Source organism: Nostoc sp. ChiQUE02 (assembly GCF_034531305.2).
Taxonomy (GTDB): Bacteria; Cyanobacteriota; Cyanobacteriia; order Cyanobacteriales; family Nostocaceae; genus Nostoc.
The window spans coordinates 14,676-31,317 of sequence record NZ_JAVRBN020000005.1 but is presented as its reverse complement, the minus strand read 5'-3'; the positions used below and the strand labels follow the sequence as shown (position 1 = coordinate 31,317).

Here is a 16,642-nt window from a genome sequence, read left to right as displayed (position 1 = left end):
AAAAGCTTATCCTTTCTGAATCAACCCACTCTCAGACAAGGGCAATTATTAAGGAATGAATATATATGATTGTTACGTTGATTGTAGCTTGGATAGTTTTCATAATATTGTGGAAGTTGGTGAAAGCAACCCTGAGCACTGCATTAACTCTTGCGGCAATCCTTGTTTTATTAAATATTAGTTTTGGCATTACTCCACAAGATATTTGGCATTACGTAACACAGTTTGCTCAAAATCTGTCGCAGATCCAAAATGGAAAGTAACAAAGTATACTTCACCTTTAATGCAAAAGTGAAGTATAAAAGATCAAGTGACAAAATTTTTAACTTTGACATAACTGGCGTCAAAGTTTATGTAGTGTTTACAACCTTTCTCGATCAATTGTTATTTAATGCTGAAATCCTGGCTAATGCATCCTTAACACTCGCCGGCAACTGACGCATAATCTTCCCTCTTTCGCGATCTAAAGCTACTAAAGTAACCTTGGCAGTGACGTACAATTGTTCTCCATCAGTTGAGACAATTGCATAATCCCAATTAATTCGGACACCAGTCACTTCAGCCATGCGCGTTTTTACCACCACTGCCATACCTAATTGAATTGAACGGTGATAGCGCACTGACAGTTCCACAACTGGTAAATCGCAACCTATAGCAACTAAATCAGCAAATTCAATCCCTATAGATCGCAAGCATTCAATGCGTGCTTCTTCCATCCAAGCTAGATAGGAACCGTGCCAGACAATACCGGCATAGTCAGTGTGGTGGGGTTGCACTCTGACAGGATATTCAAACCAATTCCCAAATTCATGACTTGATGGATTGTCTAGGGCGCTGGTTGGTGGGAGTTTTGGTTGGCTGGGTTTTTCTTCTGACATCTTCAAATTTCTCAGCACTTATAAATTTTCCAAATTATTGAATAGCATAAAAATTAATTGCGCTGCCGGACTTATTGATTTAATATTTACCTTCCGAGTATAGGGAGTGTTTTGTTATGCAGCCTAATCTCCGGTATGTGAGTGTTATTACTTTGACTCTACTTAGTTTACTAGGTTTTGGGATGGTATACCCAGACAATAATCAGGTAAGCACAAATGCAAAGCTGAGGTACGACTCTGGAGAAAAAGCTCAAGCTTTACCCAAGAATAATCAGCTCTTAGAAATTGAAAAGCTCAACGAAGAAGCTATTAAAGAATCTCGGCAAGGTCAATTGAAAGAAGCGTTGCAGAGATTACAAAAAGCATTAGAGATCAGCAGAGAATTTGGAGAGCGCTCTTGGGAAGCGGTAACATTCAACAACATTGGCAGAATCTACCAAAGTCAAAAAAAGTATCCCGAAGCACTTAAATCCTATCAGCAAGCGATATTAATTAACAAAGAACTTGGGGATCTCGTCCGACTTGGCAAAACCTACAGTAACATAGGTTACTTATTCGATATCCAAAACAAACCAGAGTTAGCAATTTTTTTCTACAAGCACTGCTTGATTAATCGTGAGAAAGCTCGCTTGAATCCATCAACACTGAGTGCGCCACAACCAGATGCTTACAGCATAACTGTTAGCCAAACATATCGCATTTTGGGTGAACGATTGCTCAAACAGGAACGTGTTGTTGAAGCACAAAGGACAATGGATTTACTTAAAGTTGAAGAACTAGAGGAATATCTCCAGAATGTGTCAGGTAATCAACGTACTGTCAAAGGTATTAATATAGCGGCAACAGAAAAACCAATTAAACAAAAGTTGGATCAAAGCCTGGATAATGCTGTTGTGCTGGGTAAAGAACTGACAACACTACGCAAAATTTCCCCCGAACAGCGATCGCTTGAACAGAAACAACGGATCGAGCAATTAGTCTTAAATCAACAGCAACTTCTAGATAAATTTAACGAATTTATCAATAGTCCTTCAGTAAAAGCACAGGTAGAGCAAATTAGCCGTACAGCTAGACGGCAAAATTTGGAATTGGAGAGTCTCAACGAACTTCGGGATAATTTGGCGCGATTACCTCAAAAATCGGCACTACTCTACCCACTGATTTTAAAAGATAGTTTGGAATTGGTATTGGTAACTCCTGAATCTCCACCAATTCATCGCACCGTTGCCGTAAAACGCGAAAACCTCTATCAAACAATTGGTGCTTTCCGCCAAGCTTTAATCAATCCCAGTCGAAATATCAAAGCACCTGCACGTCAATTGTATGACTGGCTAATTAAGCCGATAGAAAAAGACCTGAAGCTATCAGGTACACAAACTCTGATTTACGCTCCAGATGACCAGTTACGCTATATTCCTTTAACTGCTTTATATGATGGCAAACAATGGCTAGTGCAGCGCTTCAATGTGAATCACATTACATCTGCCAGCCTAACTAACTTAAATACCCCACAACAATCTACTTTGCGGGTTCTAGCCGGTGCTTTTACTAAAGGTAATTATCAAATCAAAGTTGGTAATCGGCAGGTTGCTTTCGCTGGCTTACCCTTTGCAACGCGGGAAGTGGAAAGTCTAGCAGCTGCGGTTCCTGAAACTACGAAGCTTTTAGATGATGCCTTTACTCCTAAAGTCGCTGTACCCCAAATGGATGATTATACAATTGTCCATTTAGCGACTCATGCAGCTTTTGTGGTGGGTAAACCAGAAGATTCATTTATTTTATTCGGAAATGGCGATCGCGTTAATTTTAGAAATGTCGCTACTTGGTCACTCCCCAATGTCGATTTGGTAGTGTTGAGCGCCTGTGAAACCGGCTTGGGGGGCAAGTTAGGTAACGGTGAGGAAATTTTAGGCTTTGGCTATCAGATGCAACAAACCGGTGCTAGAGCCGCGATCGCCTCTTTGTGGTCTGTAGATGATGGTGGTACACAAGCACTCATGAGTGCTTTTTATGGTATCCTCTCCACCGATAAGTTAACTAAAACTGAAGCTTTACGCCAAGCTCAAGTCTCATTAATTACTGGAGACTGGAAGTCTCTAAGTCACAATGAAACTGTAGCAGCAGTTAGTAGCTTTAGTCACCCGTACTATTGGGCACCTTTTATTTTGATTGGTAATGGACTTTAGCTTTTCCAGAGGATGTCTTTTTCAAGCTTGTGGCTGACGATCAATTGGAAAATCTGGTAATGGCGATCGCTACTGCAAAAATTTTAGACATAATTAACCAAAACTGCGTTAGCGGAGCTAACGTACCCCTACGGGGAAGCAAGCTAGCAAGAGCATCTCGTAGAGAAGTTATCGCGTTTTGATGAGATTTGGGGAAAAGAGGAGCGCTCAACTACCCAACCTTTGACTTTGGTGTGTTTTAACACCTTCCAGCTAAAGGCTTAAAATTCGGCTCGTGAGGTTTTGGCAGATACAAAAAAATATGCGATGGGCTAGCCACGAGCCAATCACTTAATGGTAATGGAGAATAGGTAAGAGCGATCGCTAACTAAGCCACTATTACCGATTACCAGTTACCGATAATCAATTTTTAATTTGCCATCAACCTTTGAACCTTAATACTTCTTGGCAAGAGTTTTAGAGCCTGTATCAGTTTGCATAGATTGCTTGACAAGATTAGCCAGTTCGTCTAATTGGCTAATTGCCTCTGCACCTTCTAGCTTCATTAATTCGCGGTCATCCCGCATTTCCGTCCAAGTAATTCCGTAATCGGATACTAAAAACCGAATCAGATGGTTATCACCCAAGCTAACCATAAATGATGCACTATTCATTTGGTCGCCACAGGTGTAACAGGACGCAGGATAGCCGCGCCGCTCTAATACAACCGCCAAGGCTTGCAGGTTCATTACCAAGTCTTGGACGAATTGTCGATGTTGATGTGCTAGTCTCAGAAACACTTTTGTCCTCCAGACACCACAGTCGTTTGAGTTTCTTTTATATTTTCTTTAGATTTTCTCACCCACTGGTATTGTAAACTATTCATTACAATTACCAGACAGATGATATTGAGTCGTTAATTGACTACCTTGTTTAGGGTAGTGCACCAGGGTTTTGAGCGCCGTATCAAACTATTCAGTTTGCAAATTCAAAATCTCGGACAGAATTGCTAAATTTAACTATATCTTTATACACTTCTGCCAGGGTAGATTCTTACAGGAAGCGATCCGCTTTAAGAGTAACTTAAATCTAGCACTAGTCAACTACCTAAAAGCTACAGATTTCGCTTTTATTGACTATATGCAGCCAAATTTACTATGTGTAGAGGCTATAACGTAGTTTTGCATCGTTATAGTGTTTCTTAGATCAATGTTTGATTTGTTCTCTTTCTAACGTAGATTTTGGTATAGACAAATGATTAGGTATACCAAATTCGTTCCTCCTGTATATATAAAATCAAGCAGATAACAGTGTAAATTTGAGATTAAGTACTAAAAGCAGATTAATTATAGTCCTTTATACTAACTTTACGTAACTAATACATCAGTCTGAGTGTAGACTCTACAATGGATCAACTCAATACTGACAATACCTAAACTCAGCAGAGCAATGTTGCCATTTAGGCAATATTTTTTAGGTAATTTGGGATTATCCTCGAAAATTTGTACGAACCAAACTACCAGAATTTGGAAAGATTCTTATCTTAGTTTGGTTTTGCTAAATTTAATGCATATATAATATATTTCTATTATTTGTCAAAAGTTAGTAATTATTTTTTATTAATCACTTGCTTAAATTATTAAGTAGCTTAACAAACACGAAATACAGAATTTGAGCAACTGCAATTAAACCGAGTAGCTTAAAAATAAAAGTTTAAACAACTCGATTATGTTACTGAAGAGAAAGCGGTTGCGCTCCCAATGAGTTAGTTAAGAATCCCACCCCATGAAGGGGTGGGAGTATTAGGAGACTACTTGCCACCAACCGAAAGCTGGGCCGATAAAACGGATAGTTGCCCATCCTACAACCATAAGACCAATACCTATCCAGGCACCACGAGTAGTCCAACTGACAAACAGTTCGGCTTGAGTTTTCGTGATGGGAACCCAAGGCAAGATTCGAGTCTCTTGACCGTATGTTTCCCCTTGTGTGGTTTTACGACGCTTTGCTTCACCCATAATCAGCAACTCAAATTTTACTTAGGTTCTAAATTTATTTTGCCAGGAATGATGGCTACAGAAAGGCGATGAATCGCATCATCTTTTATAACCTGATAATAGTGCTTGCTTTTAGGCGATCGCGCTTTGGTTGACAAAATGTAAATTGGGTATTGGGCATTGGTAACTGAACTTAGGCGGAATTTTCCTCATCGGTATTAGAAAACAGACTGGGATCGAGATAGTTAATGCGTGCTAGAGGACTTAAGGCAGCAAGAATTTGAGCGCCGTAGCTGCGGTTAACGACACGACTATCAAGTAAAGCAACAATCCCTTGACTTTCTCGGACTGGAGCGATCGCACGTTGTAATTCATTCAAAGCTGCTGGCAACAAATATAAACGAAACCAATCTTGATGCGATCGCTTATAAAGAGCTACCCTACCAGCTACGAGTGGATTTTCCAAAGATGGTAGGGGCAAAGTAGCAATGATTAATAGATGGGGAGCGGGCAAAACTCGTTGATGTTCTCGCCAAAATTCCCAACCGCTAATCAAAATACCATTTTCATCCAAACAAGTTTTTTCTACTTGCACTCGCGAACCAAACTCTGAGGCCAGAATTGTCGCAACTTGAGACTTGAGTGGTACATCTCCCACCAAAACAACTGTCAATCCTGGAGCTGTAGCACTTAGACAAACCAGTGTGCGGACTTTGTGAATAAATGCCGGTTGAAATTCTGGTGTGTTAGGTAGGGGTAACTTATAGGGTACATACAATTGAATTGCTTCCGCTTGACTCTCCGAAGAGAACTTCAGGCAAGTTAAATCGTCCAAACCCAGGCGCTGTCGAAAAAGCGGAGCCTCAGTTTCCGGTTCTATAGCGCTGCCAATTAAAACTACTGGTTGTCGCTGCCAAATGGGCGAGAGGATTTCGCCTAATACCATTGGAGCGTAGTGCAAAGAGAATAAACCTTGTCGATGAGCAATAGTCGCCCAGAAAAGAGCAGGGGGAGCAGGGGAAGCAGCGGAGGCAGGGGGAGAAAGATTTTTATCAAGGGTTTGAAATTGTTGCCAGAATTGTTTCCAAGGTTCTGGCAATGCTTGTACTGACTCTAAAGCCAAATACAGACGACTCAAAATTTCTATTTCTGGCTGGGAAATTAGATAGCACTCATAGGGATTAACAGGATGCTGAAAAAGTTCGTGTGTAAGCTGTATCCGTGCTTCGCGAATTGCCTCAGCTTGGTTTGGGTAAGCCAGCATGAGTTGATCCCAATCATGGGGTTGAATGTCTTGGGTAAGCTGATGACGCACCCAATCTTCGAGATCGTCTACCCCATCAATAATTGTGGGAATACCTTGAGGAAACCGATCGCCACCAGCAAATTGTCCTCTTAACCAAGCTTCTGGGGAGGTCAACAGTAGCCCTTGGAACTCAGCACCAGGCCAAGCGTCACCTGTCCTAATCGGTTTGTTGGCTGGTAGCCACTGCTGTAGGCGGGGAATTTCCACTCGCAGCAGAAGTTGCTGCACCGCTTCTTGAGCAACAATAATTACAGGGCCATGCCACATCAGGGCTGATGCTACGAAACTGGTACGATACCGCCCTTGATAGCCACAAACCGCCCCGACTTGAATTAGGGCGCTACGTCCCAGGCGCAAGGCGCGTGCTACCAACCGTGCCATCGTCAAATGATGGGGCCAGGAAGGGAACCCCGCTTGCGATCGCAAAAAGTTATGTAGTGACAAATGAACTTCTGCCTCAATCACACGCTTTTAATTCCATACAAAGTGACTTTTACTAACAAAGCCCCATTTCCATTATGTTGTCCTTTGTCATTTGTCATTTGTCCAAAACTAATGACTAATGACCAATGACCAATGACCAATCACCCAACACCCTGAATTATGCCAACTTACACAGGAATTTCCAGCGAAGCCTTCAGGCATCCACTAGATCGCCAAGCCGAGCAAGCTTTACGAAATTTACCGGGATTTGATTTAATTGCTCGTAAATTTGTGGAATTTATCTACGAACGCCCTCAGTTAGTCTATCTAATGGGTAACACCATCCAAGTCGGGCCGCGTCAATATTCCACTATTTACCAGATGTTTCGAGAATGCGTCCGAGATTTGGACATTTACCCAGAACCTACACTGTTTGTCTCGCAAAATCCCCAAGCAAATAGCTATGCACTGGGGCAAGAGAATCCTTACATAGTCATAAATACAGGGATACTAGACTTACTAAACGAAGCCGAGATTCGGGCGGTGTTAGCCCATGAACTGGGGCATATTAAATGTGGTCATACTATTTTAATTCAAATGGCGATGTGGGCGATGAATGCTGCTTCCGCCTTGGGAGAATTGACCTTCGGCATCGGTAATTTTGTAACACAAGGCTTGATTTACGCCTTTTTCGAGTGGCGGCGTAAAGCCGAGCTATCGTCAGATCGCGCTGCACTACTAGTTATGGATGACTTGAATCCCGTGATGTCAACGATGATGAAACTCTCTGGCGGTAGTAACAAATATGCCAATGAGTGTAGTTTACAAGAGTTTATCAAACAGTCAGAAAATTATCAGGCACTGGATGAAGATGGACTAAATCAGATATATAAATTCTTGATGTACAATGGCGCTCAGGGTACGATGTTGACTCATCCTTTCCCAGTGGAGCGCTTGCATTACTTACGGGCGTGGGCAGTATCCGAAGAATACCAGCAAATTCGCCGAGGAAATTATCAGCGATCGCCTGCTTCAGGATCAGTAAATGTTGCAGCAGAATCTTCCGCAAATGAAACAGAAGCTTTACGCCGTCAAATTGAAGAATTACAACAGGAAATTGACAGAATCAGAAGGTCTGAGTGAGTGGTTTTGAGTACTAAGTAAAGATTAATCGGGTGCGTTACATTGCGTTAACGCACATTTTCTATATTATGCGAAATTAAAAATACTTAGAGAAGAACCAGATAATTACTCCAGTTCCTAGTACACAAATGATTCCTGCCAAGCCAGCTAGGGGTTTTTTATTCTTACCTGTGAACCAGTCAGAGACTTTACCTGTGTAAGTAATTAGTTCTGCTGTGTCTAGGGTTGCGATCGCCCATACCCATCCCGCGTGCAGTCCCCAGGCTAAACCCAAATTACCGTTCGCGGCAAAGCGAGCCAACACCAGCACCATTCCCATCAGCCACAATCCAGGGAGTTGGGGTACAGTTTCGCGTTGCTCCCAAACCAGATGTAACAAGGCAAAAATCAAGCTAGAAATTGCTGCTGCTACCCAAACTGGGTAATCCTGTGCTAATTCAGTGAACAAGAAACCTCGAAAAACCAACTCTTCTATCCCACCCACCAACAATGCTATCAAGAAAATCGGTAGCAAGATGGGTAGTAGTAACTTGAAATTCGATTTTTTAAAAGAACACCAACCTAACCCGAATTGCCCACTAAATACAATAGCTAGACTCAGCACTCCCAAACCGAAACCTAGTGCTAAAGAAGCAAGAGTTGAAAGATTGCCAACAAAGCCGTAATCTGAAAAAGATTTATTAGTTAGCCAAATAACTCCCCAGAGAATCAGAGAAGCTAATAGGTAAAGTGAGACCAATAACGGCAACTTTTGCTCTGGCTGCAAATGTTTAGGGGGTTGCCAATTAAGCAATATTGCTGAGACTGCTGCTACTGGTAACCAGCAAACTATCCAGCAAATAAAAAATGCCATCACTATAACTAGTGCTGGTGCATTTTCCATAAAGGCCAGTAAGGCGTTGACCGATGGCTCAAAGAAAGTTATCAAAATAAACAAAAAAACACGATAGACTTCTTGCATTATAGATTTCTTGCTGATTAATCAAGACTCTACTAAATTTGGTGACTTCTGCAAGGGGTCTAATCGTATTTTTTACCTGAGACAAAATTTTCTCAATAGAGTTGCTAGTTTGCTGTCGGGGTAAGGACAAGTTATCATCACCTGAAACTTATCCCTACCATCAGCAAACTTACTCTTCGTCTTCCAAATCTTCGTCTGATTCGTCAGAATCTACATCTTGTGAGGTTAGTTTTTTATCACTTTCACCGAGTTGAATCAAGTGAATATGCTTGTATCCCAGCCTAATTTCAAACTCATCTCCAGGCTTTAAGCCCATTGCTTTGGTATATGTAGCACCAATCACAATCTGACCATTTTGATGGACACTAACCCGATATGTCGGTTCACGACCACGACCATCTTTAGGTGCTTCTGGACTTAGAGGAATCCCCCTAGCAGATAGCAAAGCGTCATAAAAATCGGTGAGATTGACACGAACCTGGTTATTCTTAGTAACAGTGTAATAGCCGCACTGTTTAGCTCTTTCTCGGCGTGGTAAAGTGGAAAGTTCTTTTACTTTAGCAAGTAGTGCTTTTCCGGTTAATGGCGCGGTTGCAGTTTCAGTCATTATGCTCAAATTTTCCTTACTCTCTCCAAACTGATAAACGATGTAGTCTCATGCCAGCATTTGACTTTTTAGCATTTGCATAGAGCTACTTAAGACCCTAGTGTAATGTGTGAATTCCTGCCGATAGGAGCCAAAAGCACTTCTATTATGGTTGTCTACAACCAACTAGAGGCCATAGTTGCCACAGACATTTATTTTGGTGATGTTACGGCAATTTTAACCATTATTCACCATCAGAAAGAAAACTATTTTCTCCTTTGGCGCTACTGTAGCGGTGTAACTTTCAGCCACCTTTACAAATTGGGTAGGTTCTACTGCAAATAAGTCGTAGATCCAAGAAATTGCAGGTTTTTCACTTTCAATGCTTGCCTTTCTTGCCAATGAGCAAGTAGAGTTTTCTCTACTCGTACTCTCAAGCTTTGGACAGCATAGTATTTCAATAGAGTCCTACGGGCATAAGCCCTTTTGTCCTGCCAGTAGAGACGCGAATTTTCTTGTCTCTACATTACGAATCAACAAAGCAGTAGTAGCCGCGCTGATACGGCTATTTATTCTGGTTTTGTGACTTCGTAATTTTATATTAAATACTAGCATGGACTAATAATAGCAAAATAGTTGTTTAATTTTGAATTAAAGTTGCTGGTAAATTTTTATTTAAATTCCTGGACTTAAAGAAGAAAAAAGCAGTGACGATTTTCCTAACCCTTTATTGCAAGCACGAGTATTGCCATCAGGCTTTTATAAAAATTTATGTAATTGAGACGAGCAATTTTGGCCTATGAGTTCAATCCAAGATTTTCTTGATTGAGAGGAAGCCAAAAAGCGAAAAGTCTCGCGCATCCAGGTTTCCCGGTGCTCTAACTTTTCTTTGAAAGTGGTGAGGATTTTTCCTCGGTTTATTATCCTAAGGTCAAAAGCGATCAGAGGATTTTGCACGTCTGTCTATGGGAAGAATAAATCTCTTAACATATCCCTAGCGCTTGATTGCCACTAATATATGTTGAACATGGGCTTTCATACTTCCATATAATCAAAAAATTCCGGCTTCGCTAACGCTTGACGGAATTTTCCAGCCAAGACTGCTTGACTCAAATTGACATCAAGACGTGTTGCTAACCTGACATGCATTTAATTTGGATATTATCGCTAGTTCAAAGATAAACCTAAGCCTCTCTCTCAGCAAACCCTCTTTCCTTTACATTCCCAAACAGGTAAATTAAATGGAAAGCCGCAATTAGATTTTTGGCGTTTTATCTCAGAATTTGACACAAATCTTGTCTACAGCACTACTACAACTAAAATTTTAATGGTTATCCTTAAACTAGAATAGTCCCTCTTTAATCGTCAGCCTATTAACACCAGGGTTTGAATTAAGGGCAAAAAGATGTATAGCTCACTTTTCGCAACTACCTGCCTTGACACATGATTTTCGAGGCTAGTGAAGCAATTTTAAAATTTTGGTTAGTGGTCATGAAAGTTATTTTTAAGGTCATTCGACAGCAACAAAATTCCTCCCCTGTTGTGCAAACCTACCTTGTAGAGGCAGAACTAGGTAACACAATCTTGGATTGCCTCAATCATATTAAGTGGGAGCAAGATGGAAGTTTGGCATTTCGCAAAAATTGCCGCAATACCATTTGTGGTAGCTGTGCGATGCGAATTAATGGGCGTTCAGCTTTAGCTTGTAAGGAAAATGTTGGCAGTGAACTTGCCAGAATACAACAAATACCATCATCAGAAAGTAAAGTAAATGCCATTGCTGAAATCACGATCGCCCCTCTCGGCAATATGCCCGTGATTAAAGATTTGGTTGTGGATATGAGCAGTTTCTGGAACAATCTAGAGGCAGTTGCTCCTTATGTAAGTACAGCAGCACGACAAGTACCAGAAAGAGAGTTTTTGCAAACACCACAAGAGCGATCGCGCCTCGATCAAACTGGTAACTGTATTATGTGCGGTGCTTGTTACTCTGAATGCAACGCCCGTGAAGTCGATCCAAACTTTGTTGGCCCCCATGCTCTTGCCAAAGCTTACCGGATGGTAGCAGACTCCCGCGATAGCGACACCGAAAATCGCTTAGAAAGTTACAACGAAGGTACTAAAGGCGTGTGGGGTTGCACCCGTTGTTTGTACTGCGATTCAGTTTGTCCAATGGAAGTTGCACCATTAGAACAAATCACCAAAATTAAACAAGAAATTCTCACCCACAAGCAAGCCAGTGATAGTCGCTCAATTCGTCACCGAAAAGTATTGGTGGATTTGGTTAAAGAAGGTGGTTGGATTGATGAACGTCAATTTGGTTTACAAGTTGTCGGTAATTATTTTCGGGATTTAAAAGGATTACTGAGTCTTGCACCCCTCGGTTTGCGGATGATCCTCCGGGGTAAGTTTCCCCTATCATTTGAACCTTCAGAAGGGACGGAACAAGTGCGATCACTCATTGAATCTGTGCAACAAGTAGAAAACAAAAGTTAGAAATTAGGAGTTATGAGTTAATATTCCTAACTTTTAACTCCCAACTCACAACTCTAGTTCAACGCGGTTCCTGAGGTATATTCAACGGCTGTCCATAACGGTCATATACTAAAACATCCCACTGCCCGTTGTTACTGGACTCAAAAGCAATCCTACTACCATCAGCGCTTATTGTAGGGTTGCGGACTTCCGCTTGCAGATTATTAGTCAAATTCCGTGATTGGCGTGTTTCCCGGTCGTAGAGAAAAATAGCCGATCGCCCCTGACGGCTAGCAGCAAACACAACATAACGACCATCTTGGGAAACGCTAGGATGATTTGCGATCGCATCAAAGGAGTTTAAACCTGGCAAATCAACCAAATCACGGGTTACCGTATCAAACATATAAACATCTTGGCTACCCCGTCGGTCAGTTATAAAAACAATGTATCTCCCAGAAATTTGGGGGTTTAATTCCGACGCTAAACTATTAAGACTCCGACCTCCCGGATCAAAGGGATAACTCAAAATGCGAGGGTAGCCAAAACATCCAGTCAATAAACTTAAACATATAAATACAGGTATAAAAAAAACACGTTTCATATATATATAGTAGTCATTAATCATTAATCAGTAATTATTCTCCCCCTACTTCCCCTGCTCCCTTACGGAGGTGAACCTACGGTTGCACCATTAGGAATGTCTAACTCAATATTTGGCCCCCGGTCTAGGACTTCAATATCCCACTGACCACGGCTGGCAGTTTCAAAAACAACATAACGTCCATCTGGGCTGATATTTGGTTTTCTGACCCAGCCGCGATAGGTTGGTGTGACGATTTGCGACTGTTGCGTAGCGCGATCGTAAAGCGCCACCACAGGTCTACCTTGGTCACTAGTAATATAAGCAATGTAACGCCCGGTATAGCTTAAGCTAGGACTTTCAGCAATTGTCTCCGCTCGGTTAATGCCCGGTGTGCCAATAAACAGTTGCCTCTCCAAGTCGAAAACCAGTAGCTGCTGATTACCATTCCGATTAGATACAAACGCTAAAAAGCGCCCATTTCCGCTCAAAGCAGGCTGCTCCTCGGTGTAGCGACTGTTGAGGGAAGTAGGCCCTATGGGAATATTGTTAGAACCACAAGATGCAAGCAAACTTGTTAAACCAAAAACCAGGCTCCAATGAATTGGTCTTTGGAGCCAAAATGTAGGCGTAAATTTTTCCACCTCAACTGTTTTCCGTTGCCTTTAAACCTACTTCTGTGCAAACTGTTTTAAACATCATCATCAAAATCGGTCGAATTATCTGGCCCCTCATTTGGCTTTTCAATCGGGTTGTAGGGTACATAATCAGTTGGGATCGCCTCATCATCTTCGCGCCCTCTCCGAGGAGCTGAGTCAGCGGGTGGACGACGCCTTCTTGGTCTGGGAGCGACATCATCTTCACGACTTTCTGGACGCCCAGACCCGTTATTACTACGCCGAGAAGGTTTTCTGACTTCCTCACCCGAACTTTGCCAATCATCAACTTGCCTAGATGAAGAACCCCAATTCTCTTCTTCAGAGCTTTCAGAAGGACGATTCACAGGACGCCCAGAAGTCCGCCGCCGCGTTCTATCCGCTGGAGCCTGTCTTTCACTACTGCTGCTGTTACGGCGTTCTGAACGACGGGGGGGTTGCTCCTCATAGTAGTCATCACGAGTTGAAATCTCATCCCTGCTACCCCGAATCCGGGCACGCACGGGGCGTTCCTCCTCGTCTTCATAAGGCAATGGATCTAAGTCTGCATCCATTTCAGCCTGATACTTTCTGCGATCGTTGTACGAATAGCGATCGCTAACCGGCCGGTCTTCGTCCACAATAGGAGTGTTGCGCTTTGCTTGCTGGGTAGCTATACTCCGCAGACGAATACTTTCAACTGCAAAAAACACAGTTGTGCCAACTAAAAGCAATTGACCAAATTGTAGAATCGGGTCTAGCCGCCATCCTTGAAACACGAGAATGAAGCCGCAAAGCAAGCCGACTGCCGCAAAAAAGATATCTTGATCCCGTGACAATTCCGGACGCACAGTGCGGAGAAAATACAGTGCTGCCCCAGCCACAGCCAGGAAAATTCCTAGAATACTGGCTGAGTTTGCCCCAAAATTTACCTGAGCCAGAAAACTGGCTGAGTTCAGCCCAAAATTTATCATTGCTGTTTTCCCAATATCAAATCTATGTTAGCGAGTCACAATTAAAATCACTACTGTAATTAGGCACGATATATTGAAGCTTCAAAGCTTCTAGCAAAGAAGCTCTGAAGCTGTTCACCGAAAAGTAAAAACACCTATGTCTTTCATCTACAACTGCCACCAGCCGCAGAAGCTGCTGGTTTTGGTGCAATTAATGTAGATAGTTGACAGACAACCGATTATGAGAGTTGAATTAACTCTCATAAGGATTATGAACGCTGAATTTTATCTTTTTGGCTAATGAAAATGAGACCAACTGTAACGGGTATCACAACAATTGCAGTACCCCATAGCAGACTCCAAAGAAAATTTGCTAAAGAAGGCGTCATACTTCTAAACCTTTTTTTACACACTTCATCCTAATTTTAATAGTGTATTACTTTCTTGAGAAGCCTCTAAGTCTGAACTGCCAAACTTGGTAACTGCTGTGAGCGAGTTTGCTTTTCTATTCCAGAAGGAAGTGGCAGCATTTGGTTAAAATGATGATGAGAGTGCTTTACAAAGCTTCAAATTTTCTGGCGATGTCTACGACGGGCTACGCCTACGCAAAGCGCAGCTTGTCTGCACCTAAGTTTTTTCTTTCTTTACAGATAGATAGTACCTGAAACCGATGACTGGTGTTAACTTGACTGCTTGGATTCTTGGTCCTGTGTTAGGGGTAATGACATTTTTATTTATATTTCGTATCATTCTCACTTGGTATCCGCAAGTGGATCTGAATCGTTTGCCCTTTAATTTAATAGCTTGGCCCACTGAGCCATTTTTAATCCCGTTGCGAAAGCTGGTGCAACCTATAGGTGGGGTAGACATTACACCTATTATTTGGGTTGGTATCTTCAGCCTGCTGCGAGAAATCCTATTAGGTCAGCAAGGATTGCTGACTATGCTATCTCGTGTGAATTAGAGATGGGGCATTGGGAATTGGGCATTGGGAAGAAGACAAGGAAACAAGCAGAATTGGGGACAAGGGGAAAAACTTGTTGGAAGTTCTCACTCAAGTCCCCTTATCACCTTGTCTCCCCTTCTCCCCACTCCCTTAACCGTTCATTTCCTGCACAAAATTTGTATAGACTTTACCCTGTAAAAACTGTGGAGTTTCCATAATTTTTTGATGAAACCCAATGGTGGTGGGTAGTCCAGTGATGGCACATTCTCGCAGTGCGCGTTTCATGCGGTTAATAGCAGTGGCTCGGTCTGGCCCCCAAACAATTAACTTGCCAATCAAGGAATCGTAGTAGGGTGGGATTTGGTAATCTGTATAAACGTGAGAATCAATCCGAACACCAGGGCCTCCAGGGGGAAGATAGCCACTGATCCGTCCAGGAGAAGGGCGAAAGTCATGATCGGGGTCTTCAGCGTTAATTCGGCATTCGATCGCATGACCCCTTAACACTACTTGGTCTTGGGTAAGTTTAAGTCTTTCCCCTTGGGCAATACGGATTTGTTCGGCAACTAAGTCTACTCCAGTAATCATCTCTGTTACAGGATGTTCAACTTGAATCCGGGTGTTCATTTCCATAAAGTAAAATTTACCGGATCTATCCAAGAGAAACTCGATAGTGCCCGCCCCACTGTAGTTAATGAATTGGGCAGCTTTGACAGCAGCTTGCCCCATTTTTTCACGTAGGTCTGGGTCAAGAGCCGGACTTGGTGCTTCTTCCAATAGCTTTTGATTCCGACGCTGAATTGAGCAATCTCGTTCACCCAAGTGGATAACATTACCGTAGTTATCCGCCAAAATTTGAAATTCGATATGGCGGGGACGTTCAATAAACTTTTCTATATAAACGCCAGAATTACCAAAAGCTGCTCCTGCTTCCCCTTGGGCTGCGAGGAAAAGTTTGACAAATTCATCTTCAGAACGAACTAGGCGCATACCCCGTCCGCCGCCACCTGCTGTGGCTTTGATCATCACTGGATAGCCAATATCTTTGGCAAATCCTAATCCTTCTTGCTCGGATTCTACCAACCCCTCACTACCTGGTACTGTCGGGACTCCAGCTTTTTGCATAGTTTCTTTGGCAGTGGATTTATCCCCCATCAGCTTGATAGCTTCTGGAGTTGGGCCGATAAAAGCAATATGATGGTCGGCACAGATTTCCGCAAAGCGGGCATTTTCTGCCAAAAAGCCATAGCCTGGATGAATCGCAGTCGCATTGCGCGTCAGTGCAGCAGCAATAATATTGGGAATATTCAAATAACTTTTACTGCTAGCAGGTTCGCCAATGCAAACCGCTTCATCAGCAAGTTGGACGTGGAGAGCATTACGGTCAACGGTGGAGTGAACGGCAACTGTTGCAATCCCCATTTCTTCACAGGCGCGGAGAATGCGAAGGGCGATTTCTCCCCGATTGGCAATTAATATTTTGTCAAACTTCATTTTTTAGTTTCGATATCATTACCAGTAGATTGACATGTTCTCTGATCCGACTTGAAACAACACTTCCGCATTATTTCAAATTATCACAGGAGATTCG

General features: G+C 42.4%; 18 protein-coding genes. 7 read left to right on the top strand and 11 right to left on the bottom strand.

All coding sequences use genetic code 11. The features are described from left to right. Nucleotides 1–65 precede the first annotated feature (65 nt). Nucleotides 66–263 carry a hypothetical protein gene (locus RM347_RS06780; protein ID WP_322721199.1) on the top strand — a complete coding sequence of 66 codons (198 nt, stop codon included), beginning with the start codon at nucleotides 66–68 and terminating at the stop codon, nucleotides 261–263. 114 nt (nucleotides 264–377) lie between these two features. Here RM347_RS06780 and RM347_RS06775 read toward each other — a convergent pair whose 3' ends face one another. Continuing rightward, nucleotides 378–878 (bottom strand): acyl-CoA thioesterase, encoded by a 501-nt coding sequence (locus RM347_RS06775; protein WP_322721200.1) that lies wholly within the window; start codon nucleotides 876–878, stop codon nucleotides 378–380. A gap of 116 nt (nucleotides 879–994) precedes the next feature. Between RM347_RS06775 and RM347_RS06770 the strand changes: the two genes are divergently transcribed. After that, nucleotides 995–3,064, top strand: a complete 2,070-nt coding sequence (locus RM347_RS06770; protein WP_322721201.1) for a CHAT domain-containing protein — start codon at nucleotides 995–997, stop codon at nucleotides 3,062–3,064. A 29-nt stretch (nucleotides 3,065–3,093) separates the two neighbouring features. Then, on the top strand, nucleotides 3,094–3,246 hold the full coding sequence (locus RM347_RS06765) for a hypothetical protein (RefSeq protein WP_322721202.1): 153 nt from the start codon (nucleotides 3,094–3,096) through the stop codon (nucleotides 3,244–3,246). Nucleotides 3,247–3,498: 252 nt separating this feature from the next. Here the strand turns inward: RM347_RS06765 and RM347_RS06760 are convergent, their stop codons facing one another. The 3 genes from RM347_RS06760 to RM347_RS06750 all read right to left on the bottom strand — a co-directional run bounded on the left by RM347_RS06760 (nucleotide 3,499) and on the right by RM347_RS06750 (nucleotide 6,811). Next, nucleotides 3,499–3,843 (bottom strand): DUF1815 family protein, encoded by a 345-nt coding sequence (locus RM347_RS06760; protein ID WP_069074034.1) that lies wholly within the window; start codon nucleotides 3,841–3,843, stop codon nucleotides 3,499–3,501. A gap of 1,002 nt (nucleotides 3,844–4,845) precedes the next feature. After that, nucleotides 4,846–5,061, bottom strand: a complete 216-nt coding sequence (locus RM347_RS06755) for a DUF2839 domain-containing protein (RefSeq protein ID WP_322721203.1) — start codon at nucleotides 5,059–5,061, stop codon at nucleotides 4,846–4,848. Nucleotides 5,062–5,233: 172 nt separating this feature from the next. After that, nucleotides 5,234–6,811 (bottom strand): ATP-dependent DNA helicase, encoded by a 1,578-nt coding sequence (locus RM347_RS06750; protein ID WP_322721204.1) that lies wholly within the window; start codon nucleotides 6,809–6,811, stop codon nucleotides 5,234–5,236. 138 nt (nucleotides 6,812–6,949) lie between these two features. On the opposite strand from RM347_RS06750, the gene RM347_RS06745 reads away from it, so the two are divergent. Continuing rightward, nucleotides 6,950–7,912, top strand: a complete 963-nt coding sequence (locus RM347_RS06745) for a M48 family metallopeptidase (protein ID WP_322721205.1) — start codon at nucleotides 6,950–6,952, stop codon at nucleotides 7,910–7,912. A 76-nt stretch (nucleotides 7,913–7,988) separates the two neighbouring features. Here the strand turns inward: RM347_RS06745 and RM347_RS06740 are convergent, their stop codons facing one another. Continuing rightward, entirely contained in the window at nucleotides 7,989–8,873 is an 885-nt protein-coding gene (locus RM347_RS06740) for a CPBP family intramembrane glutamic endopeptidase (RefSeq protein ID WP_322721206.1), read from the bottom strand. Nucleotides 8,874–9,042: 169 nt separating this feature from the next. Further along, nucleotides 9,043–9,480, bottom strand: coding sequence for an AbrB family transcriptional regulator (locus RM347_RS06735; RefSeq protein ID WP_322721207.1), 438 nt, complete (start codon nucleotides 9,478–9,480; stop codon nucleotides 9,043–9,045). A 105-nt stretch (nucleotides 9,481–9,585) separates the two neighbouring features. Between RM347_RS06735 and RM347_RS06730 the strand changes: the two genes are divergently transcribed. Further along, entirely contained in the window at nucleotides 9,586–9,804 is a 219-nt protein-coding gene (locus RM347_RS06730; protein ID WP_428850521.1) for a hypothetical protein, read from the top strand. Between the two features lie 1,146 nt (nucleotides 9,805–10,950). Further along, nucleotides 10,951–11,955: a succinate dehydrogenase/fumarate reductase iron-sulfur subunit gene (locus tag RM347_RS06725; RefSeq protein WP_322721209.1), complete on the top strand. Its 1,005-nt coding sequence runs from the start codon at nucleotides 10,951–10,953 to the stop codon at nucleotides 11,953–11,955. 58 nt (nucleotides 11,956–12,013) lie between these two features. Here the strand turns inward: RM347_RS06725 and RM347_RS06720 are convergent, their stop codons facing one another. From RM347_RS06720 to psbX, 4 genes are all read right to left on the bottom strand, one after another. Then, complete coding sequence (locus RM347_RS06720; protein ID WP_322721210.1) at nucleotides 12,014–12,538, bottom strand: TolB family protein; 525 nt, start codon at nucleotides 12,536–12,538, stop codon at nucleotides 12,014–12,016. A gap of 62 nt (nucleotides 12,539–12,600) precedes the next feature. Next, complete coding sequence (locus RM347_RS06715; protein WP_322721211.1) at nucleotides 12,601–13,161, bottom strand: TolB family protein; 561 nt, start codon at nucleotides 13,159–13,161, stop codon at nucleotides 12,601–12,603. A gap of 47 nt (nucleotides 13,162–13,208) precedes the next feature. Then, nucleotides 13,209–14,126, bottom strand: a complete 918-nt coding sequence (locus RM347_RS06710) for a Ycf66 family protein (protein WP_322721212.1) — start codon at nucleotides 14,124–14,126, stop codon at nucleotides 13,209–13,211. A 248-nt stretch (nucleotides 14,127–14,374) separates the two neighbouring features. Further along, nucleotides 14,375–14,494 carry a photosystem II reaction center X protein gene (gene psbX, locus RM347_RS06705; protein ID WP_012412183.1) on the bottom strand — a complete coding sequence of 40 codons (120 nt, stop codon included), beginning with the start codon at nucleotides 14,492–14,494 and terminating at the stop codon, nucleotides 14,375–14,377. 281 nt (nucleotides 14,495–14,775) lie between these two features. On the opposite strand from psbX, the gene RM347_RS06700 reads away from it, so the two are divergent. Next, nucleotides 14,776–15,069 (top strand): YggT family protein, encoded by a 294-nt coding sequence (locus RM347_RS06700; RefSeq protein WP_094350101.1) that lies wholly within the window; start codon nucleotides 14,776–14,778, stop codon nucleotides 15,067–15,069. Between the two features lie 132 nt (nucleotides 15,070–15,201). On the opposite strand, the gene accC is transcribed toward RM347_RS06700, so the two are convergent. Further along, on the bottom strand, nucleotides 15,202–16,545 hold the full coding sequence (gene accC, locus RM347_RS06695; protein WP_322721213.1) for an acetyl-CoA carboxylase biotin carboxylase subunit: 1,344 nt from the start codon (nucleotides 16,543–16,545) through the stop codon (nucleotides 15,202–15,204). Between the last annotated feature and the right edge of the window lie 97 nt (nucleotides 16,546–16,642).

Coding starts and splice junctions, on each gene's coding strand:
- RM347_RS06710 (WP_322721212.1), bottom strand. CDS start 14,126: ATGATAAATTTTGGGCTGAACTCAGCCAGTTTTCTGGCTCAGGTAAAT.
- RM347_RS06735 (WP_322721207.1), bottom strand. CDS start 9,480: ATGACTGAAACTGCAACCGCGCCATTAACCGGAAAAGCACTACTTGCT.
- accC (WP_322721213.1), bottom strand. CDS start 16,545: ATGAAGTTTGACAAAATATTAATTGCCAATCGGGGAGAAATCGCCCTT.
- RM347_RS06720 (WP_322721210.1), bottom strand. CDS start 12,538: ATGAAACGTGTTTTTTTTATACCTGTATTTATATGTTTAAGTTTATTG.
- RM347_RS06745 (WP_322721205.1), top strand. CDS start 6,950: ATGCCAACTTACACAGGAATTTCCAGCGAAGCCTTCAGGCATCCACTA.
- RM347_RS06700 (WP_094350101.1), top strand. CDS start 14,776: ATGACTGGTGTTAACTTGACTGCTTGGATTCTTGGTCCTGTGTTAGGG.
- RM347_RS06725 (WP_322721209.1), top strand. CDS start 10,951: ATGAAAGTTATTTTTAAGGTCATTCGACAGCAACAAAATTCCTCCCCT.
- RM347_RS06740 (WP_322721206.1), bottom strand. CDS start 8,873: ATGCAAGAAGTCTATCGTGTTTTTTTGTTTATTTTGATAACTTTCTTT.
- RM347_RS06775 (WP_322721200.1), bottom strand. CDS start 878: ATGTCAGAAGAAAAACCCAGCCAACCAAAACTCCCACCAACCAGCGCC.
- psbX (WP_012412183.1), bottom strand. CDS start 14,494: ATGACGCCTTCTTTAGCAAATTTTCTTTGGAGTCTGCTATGGGGTACT.
- RM347_RS06780 (WP_322721199.1), top strand. CDS start 66: ATGATTGTTACGTTGATTGTAGCTTGGATAGTTTTCATAATATTGTGG.
- RM347_RS06755 (WP_322721203.1), bottom strand. CDS start 5,061: ATGGGTGAAGCAAAGCGTCGTAAAACCACACAAGGGGAAACATACGGT.
- RM347_RS06730 (WP_428850521.1), top strand. CDS start 9,586: ATGTGTGAATTCCTGCCGATAGGAGCCAAAAGCACTTCTATTATGGTT.
- RM347_RS06770 (WP_322721201.1), top strand. CDS start 995: ATGCAGCCTAATCTCCGGTATGTGAGTGTTATTACTTTGACTCTACTT.